Annotated in this window: 25 protein-coding genes; 10 read left to right on the top strand and 15 right to left on the bottom strand. The window is 47.6% G+C overall.

Annotated features, from left to right (window positions below; all coding sequences use genetic code 11):
- Positions 1-68: 68 nt before the first annotated feature.
- On the top strand, positions 69-845 hold the full coding sequence (locus tag BEL04_RS22390; protein WP_066007748.1) for an HAD-IIB family hydrolase: 777 nt from the start codon (positions 69-71) through the stop codon (positions 843-845).
- Positions 846-850: 5 nt separating this feature from the next.
- Positions 851-1,933 (top strand): glycosidase, encoded by a 1,083-nt coding sequence (locus tag BEL04_RS22395; protein ID WP_066007750.1) that lies wholly within the window; start codon positions 851-853, stop codon positions 1,931-1,933.
- Between the two features lie 46 nt (positions 1,934-1,979).
- On the opposite strand, the gene BEL04_RS22400 is transcribed toward BEL04_RS22395, so the two are convergent.
- Entirely contained in the window at positions 1,980-3,497 is a 1,518-nt protein-coding gene (locus BEL04_RS22400) for a S10 family peptidase (RefSeq protein ID WP_066007752.1), read from the bottom strand.
- Positions 3,498-3,757: 260 nt separating this feature from the next.
- Between BEL04_RS22400 and BEL04_RS22405 the strand changes: the two genes are divergently transcribed.
- Positions 3,758-5,434 carry an alpha-L-fucosidase gene (locus tag BEL04_RS22405; RefSeq protein ID WP_066007754.1) on the top strand — a complete coding sequence of 559 codons (1,677 nt, stop codon included), beginning with the start codon at positions 3,758-3,760 and terminating at the stop codon, positions 5,432-5,434.
- A 6-nt stretch (positions 5,435-5,440) separates the two neighbouring features.
- Here the strand turns inward: BEL04_RS22405 and BEL04_RS22410 are convergent, their stop codons facing one another.
- The 6 genes from BEL04_RS22410 to BEL04_RS22435 all read right to left on the bottom strand — a co-directional run bounded on the left by BEL04_RS22410 (position 5,441) and on the right by BEL04_RS22435 (position 8,919).
- Positions 5,441-6,259 carry a hypothetical protein gene (locus BEL04_RS22410; protein ID WP_139113150.1) on the bottom strand — a complete coding sequence of 273 codons (819 nt, stop codon included), beginning with the start codon at positions 6,257-6,259 and terminating at the stop codon, positions 5,441-5,443.
- Between the two features lie 90 nt (positions 6,260-6,349).
- On the bottom strand, positions 6,350-7,111 hold the full coding sequence (locus BEL04_RS22415) for an oxygenase MpaB family protein (protein WP_066007758.1): 762 nt from the start codon (positions 7,109-7,111) through the stop codon (positions 6,350-6,352).
- Positions 7,096-7,491, bottom strand: coding sequence for a DUF2809 domain-containing protein (locus tag BEL04_RS22420; protein WP_066007760.1), 396 nt, complete (start codon positions 7,489-7,491; stop codon positions 7,096-7,098). The genes BEL04_RS22415 and BEL04_RS22420 overlap by 16 nt, the downstream gene beginning before the upstream one ends.
- A gap of 3 nt (positions 7,492-7,494) precedes the next feature.
- Positions 7,495-7,962 carry a hypothetical protein gene (locus BEL04_RS22425; protein WP_066007761.1) on the bottom strand — a complete coding sequence of 156 codons (468 nt, stop codon included), beginning with the start codon at positions 7,960-7,962 and terminating at the stop codon, positions 7,495-7,497.
- A 50-nt stretch (positions 7,963-8,012) separates the two neighbouring features.
- Positions 8,013-8,312 carry a transcriptional regulator gene (locus tag BEL04_RS22430; RefSeq protein ID WP_066007762.1) on the bottom strand — a complete coding sequence of 100 codons (300 nt, stop codon included), beginning with the start codon at positions 8,310-8,312 and terminating at the stop codon, positions 8,013-8,015.
- Entirely contained in the window at positions 8,296-8,919 is a 624-nt protein-coding gene (locus BEL04_RS22435; protein WP_066007763.1) for a hypothetical protein, read from the bottom strand. Before BEL04_RS22435 ends, BEL04_RS22430 begins: the two co-directional genes overlap by 17 nt.
- A gap of 234 nt (positions 8,920-9,153) precedes the next feature.
- Here BEL04_RS22435 and BEL04_RS22440 point away from each other — a divergent pair, with 234 nt between their 5' ends.
- From BEL04_RS22440 to queD, 3 genes are all read left to right on the top strand, one after another.
- Positions 9,154-11,607, top strand: a complete 2,454-nt coding sequence (locus tag BEL04_RS22440) for a DUF5916 domain-containing protein (RefSeq protein ID WP_066007765.1) — start codon at positions 9,154-9,156, stop codon at positions 11,605-11,607.
- 157 nt (positions 11,608-11,764) lie between these two features.
- Positions 11,765-12,814: a hypothetical protein gene (locus BEL04_RS22445; RefSeq protein WP_066007767.1), complete on the top strand. Its 1,050-nt coding sequence runs from the start codon at positions 11,765-11,767 to the stop codon at positions 12,812-12,814.
- Between the two features lie 387 nt (positions 12,815-13,201).
- Positions 13,202-13,558: a 6-carboxytetrahydropterin synthase QueD gene (queD, locus tag BEL04_RS22450; RefSeq protein ID WP_066007769.1), complete on the top strand. Its 357-nt coding sequence runs from the start codon at positions 13,202-13,204 to the stop codon at positions 13,556-13,558.
- Between the two features lie 292 nt (positions 13,559-13,850).
- Here queD and BEL04_RS22455 read toward each other — a convergent pair whose 3' ends face one another.
- From BEL04_RS22455 to ruvX, 6 genes are all read right to left on the bottom strand, one after another.
- On the bottom strand, positions 13,851-14,864 hold the full coding sequence (locus tag BEL04_RS22455; RefSeq protein ID WP_066007771.1) for a DUF3078 domain-containing protein: 1,014 nt from the start codon (positions 14,862-14,864) through the stop codon (positions 13,851-13,853).
- Positions 14,865-14,934: 70 nt separating this feature from the next.
- Positions 14,935-15,690, bottom strand: coding sequence for a hypothetical protein (locus BEL04_RS22460; protein ID WP_083228036.1), 756 nt, complete (start codon positions 15,688-15,690; stop codon positions 14,935-14,937).
- 61 nt (positions 15,691-15,751) lie between these two features.
- Entirely contained in the window at positions 15,752-16,615 is an 864-nt protein-coding gene (locus BEL04_RS22465; RefSeq protein ID WP_066007773.1) for a glucosaminidase domain-containing protein, read from the bottom strand.
- Between the two features lie 48 nt (positions 16,616-16,663).
- Positions 16,664-17,221, bottom strand: coding sequence for a glucosaminidase domain-containing protein (locus BEL04_RS22470; protein ID WP_066007775.1), 558 nt, complete (start codon positions 17,219-17,221; stop codon positions 16,664-16,666).
- Positions 17,222-17,224: 3 nt separating this feature from the next.
- Positions 17,225-17,866, bottom strand: coding sequence for an O-methyltransferase (locus tag BEL04_RS22475; RefSeq protein ID WP_066007777.1), 642 nt, complete (start codon positions 17,864-17,866; stop codon positions 17,225-17,227).
- Between the two features lie 172 nt (positions 17,867-18,038).
- Positions 18,039-18,452, bottom strand: coding sequence for a Holliday junction resolvase RuvX (gene ruvX, locus BEL04_RS22480; protein ID WP_066007779.1), 414 nt, complete (start codon positions 18,450-18,452; stop codon positions 18,039-18,041).
- A gap of 139 nt (positions 18,453-18,591) precedes the next feature.
- Between ruvX and BEL04_RS22485 the strand changes: the two genes are divergently transcribed.
- From BEL04_RS22485 to rmuC, 4 genes are all read left to right on the top strand, one after another.
- The gene (locus tag BEL04_RS22485; RefSeq protein ID WP_066007785.1) at positions 18,592-19,737 is read left to right on the top strand and encodes a hypothetical protein; all 1,146 of its coding nucleotides are present in this window, start codon (positions 18,592-18,594) and stop codon (positions 19,735-19,737) included.
- 2 nt (positions 19,738-19,739) lie between these two features.
- Entirely contained in the window at positions 19,740-21,095 is a 1,356-nt protein-coding gene (locus tag BEL04_RS22490; RefSeq protein WP_066007787.1) for a regulatory iron-sulfur-containing complex subunit RicT, read from the top strand.
- Position 21,096: 1 nt separating this feature from the next.
- Positions 21,097-21,585 (top strand): gliding motility lipoprotein GldH, encoded by a 489-nt coding sequence (locus tag BEL04_RS22495; RefSeq protein WP_066007789.1) that lies wholly within the window; start codon positions 21,097-21,099, stop codon positions 21,583-21,585.
- Positions 21,586-21,682: 97 nt separating this feature from the next.
- Positions 21,683-23,023, top strand: a complete 1,341-nt coding sequence (gene rmuC / locus BEL04_RS22500) for a DNA recombination protein RmuC (RefSeq protein ID WP_066007790.1) — start codon at positions 21,683-21,685, stop codon at positions 23,021-23,023.
- Between the two features lie 6 nt (positions 23,024-23,029).
- Here the strand turns inward: rmuC and BEL04_RS22505 are convergent, their stop codons facing one another.
- Both BEL04_RS22505 and BEL04_RS22510 read right to left on the bottom strand, forming a co-directional pair.
- Positions 23,030-23,875 carry a hypothetical protein gene (locus BEL04_RS22505; RefSeq protein WP_066007791.1) on the bottom strand — a complete coding sequence of 282 codons (846 nt, stop codon included), beginning with the start codon at positions 23,873-23,875 and terminating at the stop codon, positions 23,030-23,032.
- A gap of 4 nt (positions 23,876-23,879) precedes the next feature.
- Complete coding sequence (locus BEL04_RS22510; RefSeq protein ID WP_066007793.1) at positions 23,880-24,746, bottom strand: hypothetical protein; 867 nt, start codon at positions 24,744-24,746, stop codon at positions 23,880-23,882.
- Between the last annotated feature and the right edge of the window lie 30 nt (positions 24,747-24,776).

Below are 24,776 nucleotides of genomic sequence, written 5' to 3' on the forward strand. Positions count from 1 at the left end.
TTTGGCTGCTAATCTGTTGGTGTATTTCGAAACCGGCAGCAGGCATAGCTATCCGGAGCGAATCAAAAATGAAAAAGCTGATCGTATTCGACCTCGACGGTACCCTGGCTCAAAGCAAGGCGCCACTCGACAAAGAGATGGCCAGGCTGTTTGGCGGCCTGCTCAATTTGGCACGGGTTGCGATCATATCGGGCGGGGCCTGGCCCCAGTTTAAAAAGCAGGTCATATCCAAACTCCCTAAAAGCAGCAGGCTGGAACAATTATCCATACTCCCCACCTGCGGCACCAAATTTTATGAGTACGGCAAAGGCAAATGGAAAAAGCTCTATAGTGAAGATTTTACCGGTGCGCAAAAAAAAAAGATCATTAAATCGCTGAATAAAGCTGTCGAAAAATCGGGATTTAGAGCCGATAAAATATGGGGCGAGCAGATCGAGGACCGCGGCAGCCAGATCACTTTTTCGGCGTTGGGCCAGAAGGCGCCTCTCGAACCCAAGAAGGCCTGGGACCCTAAGTTCGCCAAACGTAAAAAGATCAAGACCCTGCTGAATAAACTGATACCCGAATTCCAGGTAACGCTGGGTGGCGCCACATCGATAGACGTAACCAGGCACGGCATCGATAAAGCATATGGCATGCATAAACTACAGGATATTTTGGAGATAGGCATAAATGAGATGCTTTTTGTTGGCGATGCCTTGTTTAAGGGTGGCAACGATTACCCGGCAAGCACTACCGGCGCCGATTGTATACAGGTGCGCGACCCTGATGATACCAAAACACTGATCAAAACACTCATAGTTTGTTTGACCAACACCGAAAAACACAGCATACAAGGAAATTAAGACACATGAACGATTTTAAAATGCAACGCCTCGGCACAATAATGAAGCCTGATGCAAATAACCCGATGGAAGCCGGCGGGGTACTCAACCCGGCTGTTGTAAGAGGTAAAGATGGCCATCTGTATCTTTTCCCACGGATGGCTACTAAAGATAATTACTCGCGCATCGGCGTATGCCGTGTAAAGTTTAACCATGCCGGCGACCCGGTTGATGTTGAACGTTTGGGTATTGCGATTGAACCCGAAGCCGATTATGAAAGACGCCCCGATGGCGGTGGCGGCTGCGAAGACCCGCGGATAACTTATGTTGAGCCGCTTGACCATTATATCATGACCTATACGGCCTTCGGCCCTGATGGACCAAGGATAGCGCTGGCCCAATCTGAAAACCTGACCCGTTGGGAACGCCTGGGCCTGGCTACCTATTCGCCTTACGAGCATATTGACTTTGATGGGGTAAATGATAAAGACGCCTGCCTGTTCCCCTGCGCAGTGCCCAGCCCCCACGGGCACCGGGCACTGGGTATGCTGCACCGGCCGCTTTTCCCCGGCACAAGTCCCGAAGAAAAGGTTAAAAACCCCTGGGACGAAGAGGTGCATAAACACCACGAAAGTATCTGGTTAAGCTACTGCCATGTGCATCCGGAAAAGAACAATAAATGGAACCCCGGTGAGTTCACTTCGCACCGCCCGCTGGCTATACCGATTTCGGAATGGGAGGCCTTGAAAATAGGCGCCGGTACACCGCCGGTGCTAACCAAATTTGGCTGGATGTTTCTGTATCATGGCGTCCACGAAAGCAAAAGATCCGACATGGGCAAAAAAGCATTGTGTTACTCCGCCGGCTTGATGATCCTTTCAGAAAACGACCCTTACGACGTGATCTTCAGGACGATCGAACCAATATTGAAGCCTGATCTTCCGGATGAGCGGGTAGGCGTCATTGCCGATGTCGTTTTCCCGACAGGCATAGATCAGCGCACCGATATCGGCCAGCCCGGCAGGTTTGATATTTATTATGGCATGGCCGATGACATGATTGGCGTAGCAAGGTTGGATCTGCCCGAAAATCTGCCGTTTATTGATTGATCAGATTAGTAAAAAAGAGCCCCGGCTTATACCGGGGCCCTCTTTCTTAATATTTGGCAGGTTGCCCTGGTTTCGGTGTCGATTCGCGGATGAAGGTCCGCAGGTTTTCGGTAGCTGTAGCCAGGTCGCCTTTGCGCAGGTACAGCATGTGCCCGCTTTTATAGCCTTCCCATTTCAGGCGGTCTTTTAACCGGCCGCTCGGGTCGAGCTGCCAAAGGCTGTATTTGGCGTTAAAGTAATCGCAGGCGCCATCAAAATAACCCGACTGGATGAGTAAATGCAGGTAGGGGTTTTGCGCCATCGCCTGCCGGAGGTTTTCGCCGGTGCGGTTGCCGTTGTTGTTCCAGGGCCAAACCTGGCCGAACATATTATATTTAATATCAGTTTTGTAATTCAGTTCGCCGCGCAGGTAGATGTTGATGGCCGGTGTAAAGGCTTGCAGCCAGGCTGTCAGTTCGGCATTGTAATCAACCCCGTCGCCGCCGTCTTTTTTGTCGATACCTTTGTAGCGCGAATCGAGGCGGCCTATGGTATAGCCCTTATCGCGCAACAACTCTTTCCAGAATTGGCTGGCCGAAACATCAAGGTTGTTTTGCAGGATAAATTTTTCGGACAGGCCGCTGTAGCGCGACATTTTTGCCGCTATCGCTTTACGTGATGCCTCATCGATAAAACCACCTTTTGACAGCGCGGGTATCAGTTCGTTGATGGTAAAGTTTTCAACCTCTGGCAAAATAGCCGTAACATCTTTAGCCTGCAGATCGGGGGCAAGCATACCATGATACCAGGCCGTAGCAGAAAAATAGGGCAGGCTTAGCGCCGCATCAACAGGGCCGTTGCGGTTAATCCCCAGATCGGTGGGCGATACCAGTACAACACCGTTCAGGTACATCCACTGGCTGTTTTGCAGTTCGAGCGCCAGGCCCGATACGCGCGTGGTGCCGTAGCTTTCGCCGATGAGGAATTTTGGTGATGCCCAGCGGCCCTTACGGGTAACAAAGGTATTGATCCACTCGGCCAGGTATTTGATATCCTCGTTAACACCAAAAAATTTTGATGTGGGTACATCCTTGTTCACCGGGCGCGAGTAGCCGGTATTTACCGGGTCGACATAAACAATATCGGCAACATCCAATATAGAATTAGGGTTTTCGCGGATACCGTAAGGCTGAACCGGGTACCCTTCTTCATCGATGTTCAACAGCCTGGGGCCGGTATAACCAATTTCCATCCAAACCGAAGGCGTGCCCGGGCCGCCGTTAAACGATATTACCAGCGGCCGGTTGGTACGATCGGTAACATCATCGCGCTCGTAGTAGGTGTAAAAAACGCCGGCGATAGGGCGGCCGTCCTCATCCCAAACAGGTATACTGCCTGCGGTAGCGGTATAAGGCACAACCTGACCTTTTATAGTAACGGTGTGTTTGGTCGTCGTTGCCGAATCGACTTTTAAGATGCGGCTTTTTGAGACAGGCTGGTCGTTTTTTGCAGGGGCGCTTTGTTGTGCATTGGCTGTAAAAGCTATGCCAAAAAACATCGCCAGCGGAAGCAGGTATTGTTTCATGATGTCAGTTTGGTTAAAGCATAAATATACGAACAAAAGCATACGGTCAAAGAGTTACCCTCTGTGATTCGGTAACGGGTAAGACTAATATGAAGACAGGCTTATGGTTCGGGGCTTTGAACAAATGTTACCCGGCTTGCCACAGCACTGTTAGTCTGTTTTGTACAAAAAAAAGTCGGCTTGTTACAATCTGTTGACCAATGGCTATGATTAGTTTTGATCAACCATTATGCACCATCTGATCAAACTATACATCCGGCATGAAAAAAGTCGCCATCATCTCTTTTAATATCTTTCTGCTTGCTGCCCTGTCCGCAGAAGCGCAGACAAAAAGCGATACAACTGAACGCACAAAAGCCCGCCATGATGCTCCGGTAACTAAAATATTGAATAAAACTATCGGCGAGGCCGGTAATGATACCGGCTTTGACATGGCGCCCGAAACAACCCTCCGGAATGTAGAAGCATCTGTAAAGCAAATCACCACTAAAATGCCGAAAGGGCCATACAAAGCAACCTGGGAATCGCTGAAAGAAAATTATAAGGTCCCGGCCTGGTATGCGGGCGCCAAGTTTGGCCTGTGTATGCATTGGGGCTTATACTCGGTGCCCGCTTACCATAACGAGTGGTACGAAAAACACATGTATACCGAGGGTGGCGTAGGCCAATGGCATACCGAGCATTTTGGCCCGCAGGATAAATTCGGATATAAAGATTTTATCCCCATGTTCACGCAGGAAAAATTCGACCCGCAGGCCTGGGCCCAACTCTTCAAAAAATCTGGCGCCCGGTTTGTAGCGCCAACCTGCCAGCACCACGATGGTTTTGCCTTGTGGGATAGTAAAGTTACGCCCTACAATGCCAAACAAATGGGCCCAAAGCGCGACCTGATAGGCGAGCTTTGTGCCGCCGTGCGCAAACAAGGGTTAAAGTTCGGGTTTACCAATCATCAGATCGAAAACTTCCAGTTCATCAATCCGCCCGCAGCAATGCTCGAAAAGATGAAAACAGAACGGGCTGACCTGTACGACCCGGAATGGCAACCTTTTTACAACGTTGCCGACCGCAGCGACGAAGCCTGCCAAAAGTTTTTACTGGGCTGGTTTAACCGCAATGTTGAACTGATAGACAAGTACCGGCCCGATGTGCTGTGGTTTGATAATGGTATCGATCAACGGTTTTTAGACCCTTTGAAGCTGCAGGTTGCCGCCTATTATTACAATAGCGCAAAACAATGGGGCAAGGAAGTTACCCTGAACACCAAAAAAGCCGCTTTTGCACCGTCGGGCACAAACATAGCAACCATTGGGTCGATATTAGATTTTGAGGGGCACGTGCCTGCAGGCATTCGCACCGGCACCTGGGATGTAGATAGCCAGATAGGCAGCACCTGGGGTTATACCGAAGGCATGCGCGTAGCCAGCGCGGCGGCAATTGTAAACCGCCTGATCGATATTGTGAGCAAGAACGGCACGCTGATGCTTAACCTGTCGCCAAAAGCTGATGGCACCATCCCGCAGGAGCAGCAGGAAACCTTATTGGGGATAGGCAAATGGCTGGCGGTAAACGGCGAGGCTATTTACGATACTCATAACTGGATCAAATTTGCCGAAGGCAGAAAAGATGCGCTTAACGTCCATTTTACAGTTAAAGGCGATGCGCTTTTCGCCATCATTTCGGGTAAATGGCCTGGTGCGACAGCAACCATAACATCCCTGGCCGGGGGGCAGGCGCCCGCTGGTAAAATAAATGCGGTTAGTATGCTCGGCGCAAAAGGCAGCCTGGCCTTTACACAGGACGCCAATGGCCTGCACGTAACCTTACCTGCCGATGCGCCCTGCGATATCGCTTATACACTAAAAATTACCGGCCTTAAAATGAACCCGGCAACGGTAACCGCATCCGGCAACCCGATAATGGAAGCCGAAACAAAATAACGAATTTTATGGCTTGGGAGCCAGGATATACTCTCCCCAAAAATCCGTGGTATTTTCTAAATAAGCTTCATCGGCAGTAGGCGGGTCATCGGCTATCGCTCCTGCAACGAACCCGGGCGGAGGAGGAGGAACGCTGAGTTTGATATTATAACTAAACTTTACCGGCTTAGTTGTGGACAGCCCCAGGTATTTTAACGGTATGGCTATTTCGACCACCGGCTGCATCAGAATGAATTGCATTTTTGCTTTGATGCCCTGGGTATTATAAACCGATATGCTCGTGTCTTCGATCTCTTTGATTCCGGCCACCCTGATCTCTTTCAGGCGGGCCGTCAACACAGCATTAGCCACCTTTATCAACGAATCTATTTGCCTGCGGTTTGCCACCGTGTCTTTCATCAGCGGCGGCAGTTCACGTTGCTGAGCCAGCAGGTCAAAGCGAATTTTTTCGCCCTGCGGCACCGGGAAGCTGATGCTTACGTTATCTGGGGCTTTCTCGCGCTCTTTTTTCCCGGTCGAATGGCTTATGGTAAAAGTCAGCCCGCCTTCAAGCGCCTTGCGCGAAACACGCTGGCCGAACCCCCGAACGACCAGGTACAGATTTTCGTCGTCGTTAGCTATGGTGTAATAAATACGGCTTGTTGAGTTATATGCGCTTAATAATTTATTGGGCCATTCATCAAGTTTGCCATCGATCTTAATATTTGCAGGGGCACGCACGCCGACCTCTTGTACCGAGGGCTGTTTTTGGGCGTACGCGACCTCTAAGTTAATAAAGGCTGTCAATAATAATAGGGACAGTGTTACTCGTTCAATAGTCTTCATAACAGGTCAGGTTAGTATAAGGTAATCCTGTAACAGATGCATTCACACCAAACATTCCATAATATTATAAAAAAAATTATAAAAACACTTTTACCCGTTTATATCCAGCGCCAGTATCTGCGGCTTATAAGCCGTAGGCAGCATAGCATTCTTCAAAAACTGGCTGATCCTGATAAAACGAGCCAGTTTATAGAGCACAATTAGCGGTTTGATATATACGTATTTACCTATTGGAAGCATTTGCTTTACCCTTTCGGGAGCAATGAGCAATTGCACCTGTTTGAGCAGCATATATCTTATAGTTCCTAAATGCTTCTGATATTGCTCGTAAAGGTCGGTAGTGAACCTGCTGTTACGCATGTTTTGTTCGAGGTGCCCGCGCCGCATACTCAGCCAATCGGGGTAAAGCTTAGGCAGGCCATTAATGCCCATACGTTGGCCTACACGGTAAAACACATCAAATATTTCGGCTTTTTCCCCATCGGTTAGCCTGCGCTCCAATACCTCGAACGAGCGGATGGAATAATCGATGAGCATGAACAACACATCGCGGTAGGCCCAATCAGGTATTTTGGCCTTACGGCTGGCCTCCACCTGCGTGTGGATGGCTGTGATCTGATCAATCGCTTTTAAGGCGTTTTCGGTGTCCGAAAAGATGATCTTCCTGGCATAAACTACCGTGCTGAACAGGCGCCCCAGCGGGTCGGCAGGCAGGCGGCCGGTAAAGTACAACCAGTCGACCGCTTTATTCAAGGCGAACTCGGCCGCCGAACCGGCGAAAATAAACAGTATGGTATCGCTTTTGCCCCATATGCGGCGTACAATCGAGCCGGGTTTCACAAAGTATTCCATGGGGCCTCTTTTTCTGATGCTTTTATACTTTCCAACGATAAAACAATAAGCATACCCAGGGTATAGCAAAGCATATCTATCCACGAAAAGCCAACGCCTAAGACCGTACGTGCCAGTTTTGAATTTTGCAGTCCTAACAGCTCCACGTAATGAAAGTATTGCAATATTTCGATCGTATAGCAAAATAGCAAAACCGCTAAAATGGTTGGCTTTACGGGTGTGTTCATAAAACTCTTTATAAAACAATACACCAGAATGCCCACCAGTACGTCGCCGCCGTATGGGCGGATTAAAGCATCGTGCATATAGCGTGCAATGAGCACCTCAGTAATAAACAACAAAAGCGCCAGGGTAAAATATTTGAGATTGAATTTGAGCATCGGTTAAATTTGTTTGGGGTCGAGCTTTTTGACAGCCCGATAGGTTAGATATAGCGGGACAAAGGCCATAACACCGAACGAACAATCGATCAGCCGCCAGAACAGCGGTATCCCGCGGATACCGCCTGCAATAAGTGCGAGCGGGAATATCGCCACGCAGGCAATCATACCAAACTCAATTACCCAAATGTTTTTCACAGGGTCGCGCAGCGGACCAATAAACAAAACGGCCAGCATGATATGTGCAAAGGCCAGCCAGTCGGTACCGTAACTTAACCACGGATAGTTTTGGTTTGTAGTTTTAACCGCCTGGTAAATGGTATTGAGCCAGTTGTTCATGGTGCTGTTTCCGGGATGTGCCAGCAGGGCCAATTCGCTTTCGATAGGGAAGGCGGTAATACCGCTTATTACCAAACCGATGATGACGATGCTGATATATGTTTTGATTCGGCGGGTTGTTATTTGATTCATTTGATCAGGTTAAAAACACTTTGAATTTCAAAGTAAAAAAATAAAAAAAATTATTTCTGTTGTTTAATTAAATTTTCGAGCGCCTCGAGGTGTTTTTTAAAAGCGGCAATACCTGCTTTGGTAGCCTGGTAGCGGGTATTGGGTTTACGGCCCAGGAAAGACTTGGTAACGGTAATGTATTCTTCCTTTTCCAAAGCCTTCAGGTGCGATGCCAGGTTGCCATCGGTAACGTCAAGCAGCTCCTTAAGCGAATTAAAATCGTAACTTTCGTTAGCCACCAGTACGCTCATGGCCTGCAGGCGGATCCGGTTTTCGAAAGCTTTGTCAAAATTATCAAGCGTTAACTTCACGATCGTATTTAAAATGCATTATAGCACCATATAAAATGTGCATCACCCCAAAACCCAGCACCCAAAGTAAAAAACCATAGCCAGGGATAGCCAAAGCGGCAAGCCCTATTATAACTTCGAATATCCCGAGCCATTTTACATCGCCAAAGGTATGATGACTGGCCGAAACTAACGCTAATCCGTAAAAAATAAGACAGCCAGCCGATATAATCGCAAAATGGCGCTGCAAAAGCAGGATAATAATAACCAAACCACCTGTTGCCAGCGGTATGCCACCACTTAACAGTAATGCCTTGCTTACCGGGTTCCAAACCGTCAGGCCCTTTCGCCGGGCCTTACGGATGGTGAGCCATATACCTGTCGATACAGATAATATTAAAACCGCAATGGCGGTGAACACCAGCGGCACAATAACCTCGTCGCGGTAGGTATGGCCCGGTCCCGCAGCTTTTCCACTTTGCAGTACAGTAAAAGCATAACCCGCGCCAACGAGGGCATAAACCCCGGCCATCACACCCGAAAGCCCGCTGAGCGAGATAAACTTTGTAGAACGCTCCATGATATTTTTAATCGAGCTCAGGTCGTCCAATAAATCTTTTTTTTTCATTTAAAGTACTTTGATATTCAAAGTAACAAAACTGGTTTCAGAAATCAAAATATATTTTTTTAATCCGGGTGAGAGGTAATTTTATTAACCATTAAACCATTGATAACTAATGCCTTATTGTTAATATTTGTTAAATATTATATCCTTAACTTAACCTTAACAAAAAAAACCTGTAACCAATGTTAATTTAGTACGTCTTAAGTGTAATTAATCTGTTAGCCGACCGTTTACCCAATGAAACAACTTTACCTGTTTGTAGCATTCATCCTGATATACTGCGCTGCCATTGCACAACCTCCACAAAAAAAGCTGCAGGCCACCAAAATAACTACCGCCCCCAAAATAGATGGCGTGCTTGACGAGGATGTCTGGAAAACAGCGCCCGTCGCTACCGACTTTGTTGAGCTTAACCCCGTTGCGGGCCGCCACGAAAAACCGGAGGAACGCACCGAAGTACGCATTTTATACGATAATGACGCCATTTATGTAGGCGCGCATATGTACGAAACCGGCCCGGATAAGATAGCGCACGAGCTGGCCACACGCGATAACGTAGGTACTGCCGATTTTATAGGCATCGTACTGGATACTTATCTAGACGGGTTGAACGCTTCGGGCTTTTACGTTACCGCGGCCGGCAGCCAGTACGATGCCAAATATTCGCCGGTACCGGGTGGCGGCAGCAACGAAGACTCGAACTGGAACGCCGTTTGGGATAGCAAGGTAAAGATTGACGACAAAGGCTGGACGGCCGAGTTCCGCATACCGTTTTCGGCTTTGCGCTTCTCTAAAAAGGACGTGCAAACCTGGGGGCTTAACATGGTACGCAAACGCCAGAAAACACAGACACAGCTTTTCTGGAACGAGCTCGACCCGAAAAAGAACGGTTTTATTAACCAGGAGGGCCAGCTTACCGGTATCGAAAAACTAACACCGCCAATCAGGCTTGGGTTTTACCCATACTTCTCCACCTATGTCAACCATTACCCATATAACACCCCTGGCATCGCCAATACCACCGGCTCGGTAAACGGGGGCATGGATATCAAGTATGGCATCAACCAGACGTTTACGATCGATATGACCCTGATACCCGATTTTGGCCAGGTACAAAGCGATAACCAGGTATTGAATCTTACTCCCTTCGAGGTAAAATATAACGAGAACCGGCCCTTTTTTACCGAGGGTACCGAGCTCTTTAACAAAGGCAACCTGTTTTACAGCCGCAGGGTAGGCGGCACACCTATCGATTATGGCAACGTGCCGCTAAATGCCCACGAAGAGATCGTCAAACAACCCAGTGAAACCCGTTTGCTTAACGCCACCAAATTTTCGGGCCGCACAGCCGGCGGTTTAGGTATAGGTGTATTCAATGCCGTACAACAATCGGCTGATGCAACCATACAGGATACTATCACCGGTAAAACCCGTATGGCGCAAACATCGCCTACCACCAACTACAATATCATAGTGCTCGACCAGAATTTACCGCACAATTCATCGGTCACGCTCATTAACACCAACGTTACCCGCTTTGGCAACGATTATAATGCCGATGTGGGCGGTTTTGCCTACAACCTCAATAACAAAAAAAACTCTTTCGGCATAAGCGGCTACGGCTTTATGAGCAACCTCATTTATCCCGATAAAACGGATACTAAAGGTTATGCTTACGAGATAAGCGCCAATAAAACCCAGGGCAGCTTTACAGGTAACTTCACCGAAGATTATGTGAGCCCGAACTATAACCCCAACGACCTCGGCTTTTTAAATAACCCCAACTATTTGGATCACAGCCTTTACCTGCAATATGCCAGCTACAAGCCCACCAAGCATTTTACGCAATGGAGCATCTGGTCTAACCTTTATTACTCGCGCCGTTATGCCCCGTCGGCGTTCCAAACGGCCGATTATGCCATTGGCGGCAATATCTCGCTCAAAAACCTATGGCAGTTAGGCACCAATTATCACTACCAGCCCACAGGGCATGATTTTTATGTGCCCGAAATAGCCGGCATGCAGTATAACAGCCCTTTCAGCTATCGTGGCAATTGGTATGGCAACAGCCCACGTTCAAAACCTTTTAGCTGGGGCTTTTTTGTGCAATGGATAGAGATCAGCAACGGGCATGGCTCCTTCAGCAATACCGATGAGTTGTTTTATACCTACCGCATCAACGATCATTTTAGCTTTGGCGAGGATGTAACCTACAACCCGCAGCGCTCGGTGCTGGGCTTTTTCACCGTCGACGGCAACAATACTTCGGTTTTCTCGCTTTACCACCGCAACACGGTAGAGAACATCCTGAACCTGAAATACACCTTTACCGCCAATATGGGCCTTAACCTGCGCGTGCGCCATTACTGGAGCGTGCGCAACAACCTGAGCTTTTATAACCTGCAGCCCGATGGCAACCTGGCGCCGCGTGTGCCATCGGAGTTTAACTCCGGCAACGATGAAGATTTTAACACCTTTAACGTGGATATGGTATACGTATGGCAGTTTTCGCCGGGCAGCGAGCTGAGCATCGCCTACAAAAACTCTTCGCTCACCGATACCAACGAGGGCGAATACGGTTACTACCACAACCTGCACGGCGTATTCGGCAGCCCGCAGAACAACAACTTTTCGGTGAAGATCCTGTACTATATCGATTACCAGAATTTGAGGAAAAAGAAGAAAGTTTGATGTGCGAATGTGCAGATGAGTAATATGCAATGCCTTGGCCCGCATTCTTATACCTTGAGTTACTTTGTATACAAATCATTTGCACATCTGCACATTTTCTCATTTGCACCCATATAAATAGGTATATTTATCTATTATTTACCTAAATCTTCTTCCGATGGATATGCACATGGATATGCCGGCATCAACCGGCCCGGTAACCCTTGGCGATATTACCGAATTCAGCTTAAACTGGCTGCCGGCTACGCCGCCCGCCAGCGCCTCTACACACGAGCTGGTGATCAGCGATAAATATGTTTACATTACCGGGCAGAATATGGACCAGGTGGCGCGCCTCGACCTGGCAACGAACGAGATCAAACATTACCACATGCCCAAAGGCAGCGGCCCGCACGGTTTGCTCATCGATAAGCATAAGCGGCTCTGGGTATCGTGGGAGTTTGCCTGCAAAGTGGTGCAGCTTGACGAGGATTGCAACGTGATTACGCAAATTGATGTAAGCATGAATGCCAGCAATGCCGCCATACCGGTTAACGTGGCGCCGCATGGTATCGGCCTGGATGCGGATGGCGAAACCATCTGGTTTACCGGCAAGCGCACCAGCGGCATCGGCAAAATATCGCCCGGGGGCAAAGTGGAGCATTTTATGTTCAATACCCTCGCGGCCTTGCCTATATTTTTAAACGCGGGCCCCGATCAATGCATCTGGGGTACCCAACTTTTGGGCAACTGTATTGCACAGGCCACCCATTACGGCCATATCAACGAGTACCCTATACCAACGCCGAACAGCCGGCCGATAGCCATCATACCCGACCCATCCGGGCCATACATGTGGTTTACCGAAGAGGCCGGTGTGAACATCGGGAAGATTGATATGAAAGGCAACATTACCGAATATAAAGTGCCCGCCCGCCATAAAAACGATATCCTGGCTTCGCTGGCTTTTGATTTCGACGGTAACCTGTGGGTGCAGGCATACGTCGATCATGCCAACCCCGTTCCCGCCGGTATCGATTATATCATCTGTTTTGATAAATCCATCCGCAATGTGGTTGGCACCGATATCCACCATGTACCTTATACCATGCACGATGTGCCCAGCCGCATGAGCATGATGCACCGCATCCGCCCCGATGCCAAAGGCAACCTGTGGTTTACCGAAATGATGACGGATAAGCTGGGAAAGATCTCGCTGAAGAAATAATGTGCAAATGCAGGAATGTGCAGATGTGCAAATGATTACCATTTTCGCAACCAAAATCCGGAAGACATCGGTATTCTTCGGTATTTTTACATAAGATATCCGTGCCTGATTATCAAATTTATAATTGCTTTTAGCCTCGCGCTTTTACAATATACGGATTTTTGTTGGATTCTGAAAGCATTGATAAACCGTGTGTTTGCAGGCACAAGCCGTGCAGCCCCAATAACCAGCACGACGCGGTAACGTAATCCTAAACAAGCAAGGCAGCCTTGTTTATCAGTTTGCTGGTGATAACTTCAGCACAGTCAAAAAGAAGTGATCCCCCTTATCTCAAAAACCTGACCGCCGTCATTTTTAAGCTGGCCGGATAATTGCAGCTTTGCCGGTATGATCATCTACAAACGATTTGGTTTTGATGCCGCCCATTTTTTGCCCCATGTACCCGAAGGGCATAAATGCAAAAACATGCACGGCCATACTTACGAGCTGATTGTGTATGTTGAAGGCGTGCTATTACAGCCCGAAGGCTGGGTTATTGATTATGCCGACCTTAAAGAGGCTGTATCGCCCATACTGAACCTGGTCGACCATCATTTACTTAACGATATACCCGGGCTTGAAAACCCCACCAGCGAAATACTGGCCAAATGGCTCTTCCACATGATCGAACCGCTGGTACCCGGCCTTAAACGCATTGAGCTGAAGGAAACGCCTACCTCGGGGGTGATATATGAGGGCGGGTAAGATGCCTTTGTTACTTATATTTTGCTTTCTACTGGTTTGTTGGTGATAACACCAACAAAGAGCAAGCCCTAAGTCGGGAGGAAATGACCCGGGGCTTCGGGCTCAAGGCTCCGGACTAAAATCGCGTTAGGGATGGAAGTGGATACCTGCCGTGCGGCTGGTTTTGAGTAGGGCGTGACTAATGCCTGAAGGCGTATGAGCGGACAGCCCGGCCGCAGGCAACGCCCTCATTTAGTCCTGAGTCTATAGTCTGGAGTTAAAAAAAGACTTAAGGCTCTGGGCTTATTCTCCATTACGGAAACTTATACACTATTCCCAACGCCAGGCCCTGCGAAAACTGTATATCCTTTGAGGTCGTCACATCGTAGAGCATCGTCCCGGTAAGGGCAACGTTGATGAGGCGGTTTACCTTGGCCAGCAGGGTAGCATCCAAACGGTGGTCTATCCTGTCCCAGCCAAAGTTGTTGTAGGGGATGAACAGCGCGTAGCGGGCCTGCAGGTTCATGTTGGTGGCAATATCCTTATTAATCGTGCTCACTATCTGGAAAGCGAGGTCGTTATGAAACTTACTGCGTGGGGTAACGCCGTAATTACCACTGATGTTATGGTAAATGGTAGTGTCTAACACAAAGGTTTGCCGCGCCGTGCCGGTACCCAAACGGATATCGACATATTTTACGGGCTTGTACTCAAAACCCAGCGACTCGGTAATATACCCCGGCGACATAAAGTTACTGATCAGCGTTTGGATGTTTGGGTTGCCCGAAGCATCGTTGCTATAGTTAAACCCTTTGGCAAACTGGCTCTCGAAACTTATCGACCCGAAAAAGTACCAGTGTTTGCTTAACTGTGTGGATAGCTTGTTATCGAAAAAGATACGGTCGTTGGTTTTGCGCGATACCAACCCCTTGCTTTTGGATATCCCGTAGATAAGCAGCAGCTCTGTGGTGTAGTCGAGCGGTTGTTGGTTGTACTCGGCCTTAAAATCAAAATTATTGCCCAGGGCTATGCTGCTGATACCGCCGCCGCTCCAGTTATTGCTAAACGCGGCCTGGTTAACGTTGATGCCAACTGTTAAACTTTTGCGCCAGTAACTCACCTGGTAACCCAACTCGGTAACGGGGATGGCCTCCGGGCGGATGATGATAGGGCGGCTGCGCACCGGCAAAGCGTTTTTTGGGGGATCGATGCGGTAGCTTTTCAGCAGGTTGGTGTCTATCTTCAGCGTATCGGGCTTTTGTGCAAAAGCCGCATCACATAAAAGCAAAAGGGCCAGGATGCTTATGCTGAAGCTGTATTTGAACATAAGGCAAATAAAAGCATTTTTTTTAAGATGGCGATGTGGATTTTAAACGAACCTCCGGCTGTTTTGGTATTCAGGGTGCCGTTTTATCGTCGGATATCAATGGCTGCAGCGAGAAGGCTTCGGGGTTGCGCAGGTAGCGTTTATAGCTGGTGCGGATGTATTTGATAAAGTCGTAATCGTTAGTGCTGGTAACAATGTAATACGACGGGCGGTACTTAAACATAAAATCAGTCAGTTTCACATCGTCCAGCCCTGTAATGCTGCCTACCAGTGTACGGTTAAAGCGGTAATCGATCACGTTTTCGCGATAATCACGGTCGATAATGGCCCGCAGGTGGGTTGCATTACGGCCTTCTTTACTCACCATGTTCCACAACGCATCGATACTCAGGCCCGCGCCCTGCCCGCTGATAGACGATAGCAGGCCCTTATCGGCAATATGGCCGTATATTTTTGTATAGTCCTTTTTTGTGCGGTTATACTGATCGAGCGGTGTTACCAAACTGCGTATACTCACCTCGCGGAGCTGTACGCTGCTCGGTTTTAAATAAATTACGAGGGTAGCTTCGTTTTTGAGGGTAACGGTATCGTTAAAATAGCCTGTTTTACTAAATATCAGTACATCGCCGCTGCGCGCTTTAACTTTAAACTCGGCTTTAAGGTTATTGTAATAGCTTTCGGCGGTACGGGTGTTTACGATGTTTACCCTGGCAATGCGTTCCTTGCTGTTGTTATCAAACACAATACCATCGATGGTTTTATCCTGCGCAAAGGCTGCTGTAACCTGCACCGCGCATAAAACAATAATGGCCCATACCTTTATCACAGGGTTAAAACTAACACATCGGCGTGTTATTAACATAGCTTTTAACAAAAATTAACGCGGTTTACTTTGTAACCACCAATTTCTGGCCTATTTTGATGTTCGAATCGCCCAGGCTGTTGAGGCTTTTCAGATCGTCGACCGTTAATCCAAAACGTTTGGATATATTATAAAGTGTATCGCCCTGTTTAACGGTATACAGTTTATCCTGCGGGGTATTGGTAACTATCGAGTCGCGGTTTTCTTTACCGATGTTGTTATTGATCTGCGTCAGCACACGGTCTTCACGTTTAATTTTCTGCACCTCGCCTTCGGGCCGGTCGTACCGGTCGAGGTTATATTTCTGGATGATGTTGATCAGCATCTGCGGATATTTCGGGTTGGTAGCATAGCCTGCTGCCTTTAACCCGTTTGCCCAGCCCACATAATCGTTCTTATCCAGCTCGAACAGCGGTGCGTAACGCTTCCGTTTTAAAAAGTTGCTATGATCGCGGAACGATTCTTCGGGCGTGGCATAAACCCGGAAGCAGTCGTTCACCATATCGTCGTCTTTGTAAAAGCTTTTGCCCGTCCAGTCGGCGGTGCATTTGATACCGAAGTGGTTGTTGGCAATGCGGGCCAGGTCGCCGTTACCGTTGGCCGATTCGATCAGGCCCTGCGCAAGCGTAATACTGGCAGGTATGCCGTAGGTATTCATCTCCTGTATGGCGATGGTTTTAAAACGCTCGATGTAGCTATCGGCAGTATAAGTGGTATAGCTGGCGATAGATTCGCTGTATTGTTTTTTGATCTTTTCGTTATTGCGTTTGGCTTCGCTGTTGCTGACGGTGGGGTTGGCTGCCGCAGGTTTATTGCCGGCCAGTTTTTTGTGCGATGCGCAGGAAGCTAAAAAGCAGATGAGTATTAAGCCGCAGATGAGTTTTTGCATAAGCAGGGTTTTGGCTGTAAAGCTACAACTTAGCCCGGTTGGCTGGTCTTAATTATTATTAACATCCTTATCAATGTCGGCAGGGATAAGTGCGGCCTGGTCCGTTGGCTGCACCATATCAAAGGTGTTAAGCTGATATTTTTTGATGATACCCAGCACATCCTTCGACCAGCGCCGGCTGCTGCAATAACCTGCTTTTTGTATGCCTTTGGCCCAGCCGGTATAATCAAAGCTGGTGAGGGTTGCCGCCAGTTTGCTGAATTGCTTGCGCTGGGTCATGATGCGGGCAAAATCTTCGAACGACTCGAGCACCGAATCATAATGTTTATAAAAAGTGCTCACCTTTTTGTTTTTAGCAGTAACATAAGTGGTTTTATTATAGCCCTTTACACCAAACTGGTTATTAAGGTTCTGGGCTATTTTGCTGTTGCCGTTGCCGCTTTCGTGCATGGCTACTGCCAGGATGATACTTGCCGGTACGCCGCTGGCATGCATAATGCGGATGGCGTCGTCTTTAAATTGAGCGATATACGATTGTGAGGTGTTTTTTTGGGCTGAAGCCTGAACAGATACCAGCAATAATGCTATCAGTAAGAGTTTCTTCATAATTTACTTTTTTCTGATGATCAAAATCCCATCGCGCACCGGGAGAATCAGTTTCTCCACTTTATCATTCACATTTATAGCATCATTAAATTCGCGGATCAGGCGGGTATCAGTGTCATTCGCGGCACTGTCGTACACCTTGCCTTTCCACAGAACGTTATCTACAATGATCAAACCGCCGCTTTTTACCTGGGGCAGGATCATGTTGAAATAGGTTAAATTATTTTTTTTGTCTGCGTCAACGAACGCAATATCGTAAACTTTTCCCGAAAGCTCCAAGATAATCTGCTGAGCATCACCAAAATGTGGAAAAATACTTTTTTCAAATGCGCTTGCCGCAAAATTTTTCCGGATCATTTCTTCCATCTCGCGGTTCACCTCGATGGTATGTATTTCGCCTCCCTCAACCAGCCCTTCGGCCAGGCAAATCGTGGCGTAACCGGTGTAGGTGCCTATTTCGAGAATGCATTTCGGCTGCATCAGCTTGCTCAGCATACTCAGCAAACGCCCCTGGTAATGGCCCGAAAGCATGTGTGGTTTGAGCACCTTGAGGTACGTTTCGCGATTGATGTTTTTCAACAATTCCGGCTCGGGCTCACAGTGCGTTTCGAGGTATTGTTGTAAAATCTCCGGAAGTATCTCCATGGGGCAAAGATACGGATTTGGGGGTAAGGGGCAAATTTAACCGCTAACCCGCTAATAATGTGTCATTTCGAACGAGGGACGAGAGAGAAATCTTCTTCGATTTGCAACTCCGCAAGGCATGCAGCCGAAGATCTCTCACTATCGTTCGAGATGACAGGTAAGAATAATTATGCTAAAATAGCCTGCTATCCATCCAACTTTGTAAGATTATGGTTGCCGACACCGTATCCACCAATGCCTTATTCTGCCGGTCGCTCTTTTTTGCGCCGCTTTGCAAAATAGCCGCCGAGGCCATTTTCGAGGTAAAACGCTCGTCCATCATCTCGACGGGGATTTCGGGGAAATTCTTTTTCAGGATGGTGACAAACCCACGCACATGCGGCGCCGATTGCGAAGCGGTATTATCCATCTGCTTGGGTTCGCCAACTACAAAACGTTCCACAGGGTTTTGCGCGATGTATTTTTTAAGATAGTCGACAATATCCTTCGGGTGCACGGTATCCAAACCGGTGGCGATGATCTGCAAAGGGTCGGTAACGGCTACGCCGATGCGCTTGGTTCCGTAATCAAAAGCCATGATCCTCATATAGTATTGCGTAATACGATTTGCGTATTGCGACACACAAATGTAGCCGATTTGGTGTTTCGTATTGCTCTTTTGTCATAATTCAAAAATCGCAATACGCAATACGCATATCTCAATACTAATTCTGTATTTTGCACCAATGCAGTTCAGCACCATAATTGGCCAGTACGATGTTAAGCAAAGGCTTATCAATACGGTAAAAGATAACCGGGTGAGCCACGCCCAATTATTCTTGGGCCCCGAAGGTTCGGGCAGCCTGGCGCTGGCGGTTGCCTACGCGCAGTTTCTGAGCTGCGAAGATCGTAAGGCCGACGATTCCTGCGGGATATGCTCTTCATGCCGCAAGTACGAAAAGCTGGTGCATCCCGACCTGCATTTTTCGTACCCTTTCTTTGCCAAGCATAAAGATGATAACGCGCTCACCTTTATCGAAGAATGGCGCGACGCCCTGTTAAAAAACCCGTATTTAAGTCTCGATATCTGGCGCAACAGCCTCGATGCCGAAAACAAGCAGGCCAATATCAATATTGCCGAATGCCATCAGATCATTAAAAAACTCAGCTTAAAGCCCTTCGAGTCGCCATACAAGATCCTGATCCTCTGGTTACCCGAATACCTGGATAAGGAGGGCAACGCTTTGCTCAAAATCATCGAAGAGCCGCAACCTAATACCTTGTTTTTGCTGGTGGCCCAAAACCAGGATCAGATATTGAACACCATCCTGTCGCGTACGCAGCTGGTAAAAATACCGGCCCTATCTGATACAGTGATCAAACAATATCTCATCGATGAACATCACCAAACTGAGCATGCCGCCGACGAGATCGCTTTTTTAAGCAACGGCAATTTAACAGAAGCCCTGGCCATGCTGGGCGAGGATGATAACAGCTATCACGATATCCTGATCAAATGGCTGCGCATGTGTTTCAGCAACAAAGGCACCGAAGTGATGAACTTTGTGGATGTGCTGGCTAAGATGGGGCGCGAAAACCAGAAAAATTTTATGCGCTACGGCATCAGTTATATCCGCGAGATCTGTATGATCATTGCCGGAGCGGGCGAACTCGTCCATCTTCCGGCAAGCGAATTGGATACTGCGCAAAAAATGACCAAAGTGATGACTTTAGCCTCGGCCGAAGCCATCAGCGATATCTTCGAAAAGGCGCATTATCATGTAGAGAGAAATGCTAACCCGAAAATTTTATTTTTAGATGTATCTTTACAAATTATTAGTGTGTTACATTTTAAAATAGTCCCGCAAGGGAATCAATATATACCTATCTGAATATGGGATGTGGAAGTTGCTCAACAGGCGGATGCGCGCCTGCAGGCTGCAAAAGTAATGGCTCGTGCCTCACTAACGGTTGCAGCAAATTAGATGTTTACGACTGGCTGTCTAACATGGATAAGCCGACAAATTATAAGCCGTTTCAAATAACCGAAGTAAAGTTCAAAGGTTCGCGCAAAGAGTTTTTTGTCAATACCGATAACCTTTACCTGGAGCTTGGCGAACTGGTTGCTGTTGAAACCGCTACAGGCGGCTTTGATGTCGGCCACGTATCCATTACCGGTGAGCTGGTGCGCATGCAGATGGCTAAGCGCCATGTGAACGAAGCCGACGTGGTTAAAAAAATATACCGCAAAGCCACCCCGGCCGATGTAGATAAATGGAAAGCAGCCAAAGACCTCGAATGGCAAACCATGCACAAGGCCCGCACCCTGGCGCTCGACCTCGGCCTGCAAATGAAGATAAGCGATGTGGATTACCAGGGCGATAAAACCAAGGCCACATTTTACTATACGGCCGAAGGCCGCGTCGATTTCCGGGAGCTGATCAAAAAAATGGCCGAAGCTTTCCGTATCCGTATCGAAATGCGCCAGATAGGCATGCGCCAGGAGGCAAGCCGCCTGGGCGGCATCGGCTCCTGCGGCCGTGAGCTGTGCTGCTCCACCTGGTTAACTGATTTTAAAACCGTTTCGACTGCAGCGGCACGCTATCAAAACCTGTCGTTAAATACCCTTAAACTGGCCGGCCAGTGTGGCAAATTAAAATGCTGCCTCAACTACGAGCTGGATACTTATATGGATGCCCTGAAGCACATCCCCGATAACGTAAACTATCTGAAAACAGAAAAAGGCGACGCTAAACTGCAAAAAACTGATATCTTTAAAAGGACGATGTGGTTTAGTTATCCTAATGATGATACGTGGGTGCCGGTTGAGACAGACCGTGTAAAAGAGATCCAGAAGATGAATAAGGAAGGCCTCCTACCGGCCGACCTTGGTGAAATGATACAGGCCGAAGCCAATAAAGCGCCTAAGGCGCTCGATTATGAGAATGTTGTTGGGCAGGACAGTTTAACCCGGTTGGACGAGAGGAACAAAAACCGAAATAAAAACCGGAACAAAAACCGCGGGAATAAGGGCCAGGGCCAGCAGGACCAACGCAGCGGTTCGAGGCCGCAGCCGGTAATTATTGAAAAACCCGGCACCGCTCAGGCAGCCAAACCAGGCGATAATCAAAAGCCCGAGGGCAATGCCGGCGGTGGTAATAGCCAAAAACGCCACAAACATCGCCACCGGCCAAACCGTAATGGCAAGGGCGGCGGTAACAACGGTAATCCAAACAAAGGCAGCGAGTAAAATGAAAACAGCTTTAAAAAGCTTTATTTTATTGTGGGCCACTGTCGCTTCTGTGTTGTTTAACGGTTGCGTACAGCCCGATAAAAACACGGTTATCGACGGTAATGTTTCGGTGTATGACCTCAACTGGTCGTACGTTAACAAAGTAAAATTTGATGTTAAAATCGATGACGCATCCGCCCGCTATAACCTGCTCTTAAATTTGCGGGTAACGCCCAATTACCGGTATTCCAACATCTTTATCCTCATCCATCAAACCGGGCCCGATAAAAAAACCAAAACGGCAAGGTATGAGTTTAAATTGGCCAACCCCGATGGCGAGTGGCTGGGGCAGGGCACCGGCAATTTGTACAGCTACCAGATACCTTTCGAGGCGGGCTATAAATTCCCGGCCGCCGGAACATACCGTATCGAACTGGAACAAAACATGCGCGATAACCCGCTGCACGAGGTGAGCGATGTAGGTTTACGGGTGGAGAAGGCGCAATAAATCAATAACATCTTGTTTGTCATTCGTTTTTTTACCCATCACAATTTTTTAGTATTAATAAAACAATTACATTTGTTTTGCTAAAAATTTTATCATTATGGGTGTTTTAATTTTAGGAGCTGCCATTGTTATCCTGTTGATAGCTGTGCTGATATTTTTAAAACGGCCGGCAACCGGTACTGAAGCCGAAGAACTGAAAATAAAGCTCGCCCGGTCAGAGCAGCAGGCTATCGGCCTGATTGCAGAGCGCGATAATATAGCCCAGCAATTGTATAACGAGCGCTTGCGGCTGGAAGCCAACATTGCATCGCTTAACCATCAGCTACTGGTTGAAAAAAGCCAGTCGGTAAAGGCCGAAGAAGCCATCAAAGCACAGCGCGAGCGCCTGGCCGAGCAGGATGTTTACCTGCAGCAGGCACAGGAAAAGTTTAAGCACGAGTTCGAAAATATCGCCAACAAACTGCTCGACGAAAAATCTCAAAAGTTTACCGAGAGTAACCGCGCCAATATGGATGTGATCCTGAACCCGTTTAAAGATAAGCTTAAGGATTTTGAAGAAAAGGTAGACAAAGTGTATAAGGCCGAGGCCGACGAGCGTAACGTTTTAAAAGGCGTCATCACACAGTTAATGGATCTGAACAAGCAGATAAGCGACGAAGCCAATAACCTTACCAAAGCACTTAAAGGCGATAATAAAAGGCAAGGGAATTGGGGTGAGATTATACTGGAAAAAGTGCTGGAAAGTTCGGGATTAATTAAAGACCGCGAATACCGCATCCAAACCAGTATGCAAACTATCGACGGCAGCCGTTACCAACCCGATGTGATCATCGATCTGCCGGATGATAAGCACCTGGTCATCGACTCAAAAGTATCGCTCATCGCCTACGAGCGCCTGGTGAATTGCGAAACAGAAGAAGAGCGCAAGCTGTTCGCCAAAGCACATGTGGAATCACTACGCAACCACATCACGTCGCTGTCATCCAAACGCTATCACGATCTGTATCAGATCAACTCGCCCGATTTTGTATTGCTTTTTGTGCCGATAGAATCCTCCTTCAGCATAGCTGTACAACTGGATAGTGAACTCTTTAATTACGCCTGGGATAAGCGTGTAGTGATCGTCAGCCCGTCAACTTTACTGGCCACGTTGCGCACCATCGCCAGTATGTGGAAACAGGAACGCCAGAACCGTAATGTGTTGGAAATTGCCCGCCTCAGCGGCGAAATGTACGATAAATTTTATGGCTTTATTGCCGATATGGAAGGCATCGGTAAAAACATCCGCCTTACGCAGGATAATTACGATAAAGCCATCAATAAATTGTCGATGGGCAGGGGTAACCTGGTTGTAACCGCCGATAAGATCAAAAAATTAGGCGCTAAGGCGGATAAGCAGATCGATCAGAAATACCTGCCGGTTAACGAGGCCGACTAAAGTATCTTATTTGATCACCACCTGCTGCTCCATGATCATCTGTACTTTGCCCTTCATAACCACATTTTGTTGCGGCATGGGCCTCATATAGGTCATGTTTACGGTTTCGTTCATGCTTTCGGTATAATGGGTGCCCAGGTCGTAAACAAACTGGCCGGTGCCCGTGCCCGAAATATCCAGACCGTTGCCGGCCTTTTTATCAATGCTGGCCAAAAAATCCATACTGAAAGTGGCTTTACCATTGCTTACCGATAAAAGCCTGTAGGTTACTTTCATCAGCATTTTAGCATCAAAGCCAGGGACCGGCACATCGGTATCGATATCCTGCGCAAAACTATCACCCGGTTTTATGGGCGCTTTAGGGAAAGCTACATTCGCTTCGATAGTTTCTATCATTTTCATCACCGCGTTCTTTGCCGAATCGGTCATAACCCTGCCTTGTATACCTTCAATTATTATCTTACCATTTGCAGCGCAACGACCGTAAACTACCTGATCCGATCCGGCATCCGGTACGGGCGAGGCTGTTCCGTTGACGGTCAGTTTAGGAGGGGTTTGTTTAATATTCGCGGTAAAAGGTATTTCGTGGTTTAAATTATATGTGCGGGTTTTGATATCCGAAAGCAGGCTGGTTTCGACATTCATCATCACAGGCAATTTTGCCCCGCTGGCTTTGATCTGCTTTAAAGTGGCGGAATCGGCGTCATAGTCCATATCCATATTCATCACCATTTTTGTAGTGGCCGAATAGGTGTGGCTGGGCAGATATTTTATTTTAAACAAAACCGCGTTTTGCGCCTTTGACTGAACTACCAGGGCACAAAACGCGGTAAAAAAAAGTACCTTCTGCATTTGTTTATTTTATCATCGTTTGCTGGTCCATCACCATTTTCATTTTACCCTTCATCGTCATGGTTTGCTGTGGTATCGGCATGGTATAATTCACATCCATATTTTGCAGGTAATGGGTTGGATAATTGTTAGCAATATCATACTCCATTTTTCCATCGCCACCTCCGTTCATGCTCATACTTCCCTGTCCGCCGGTACCTAATTTTAAGTTCATATCCATCGTAAAAATCACATCAAAATTGGCTTTTCCTGCACTTATGGATAACAGTTTGTAAACTGCTTTAACACTCATTTTCATTCCTGCTCCCGAAACAGGTAAATCAAACGGCACATCCTGGGTAAAGGTATCGCCTACTTTCATAGGTTTTTCGGGAAAATCAATAGCCGATTGCAGGTTCTGAAACATTTTATTCATCATGTTCTTCAGCGAGTCGTTCATAGCTTTACCCTGTACCGAATCAATTACAGGCATAACGCTGTTAACCGAACACTTTCCATACAAAGTTTCGGGGGGAGTATTAGGTATGGGTTCCGGCGATGCCTGCCCGTTCATGGTCATTTTTGAGGGTAAAGTTATGATGGTCGCACTGAACGGAAATTCTTTTTTTGCATTAACGGCGCCGGTTTTCATTTCCGATTGTATACCAGTTTCCATTTGCATCAGCATAGGCATCTTCATGCCGCTGGCTTTCAGCTGGTCCATAGCCGCCCCGGTGCCTTCGTAATTCATTTCCATATCCATGTTCATTTTCATATTGGCCGAATACTGATGGTTTGGCAGCATTTTCATTTTAAACAGCACTTCGTTTTGTGCATTAGCCGATAGCGCCGCGGCGAATAATATAGCCGGAATAGTTAATATCTTTTTCATGATGATTTTTTAATCTCATTAAACTTAAAC

It is taken from the genome of Mucilaginibacter sp. PPCGB 2223, assembly GCF_001705515.1.
Lineage (GTDB): Bacteria > Bacteroidota > Bacteroidia > Sphingobacteriales > Sphingobacteriaceae > Mucilaginibacter.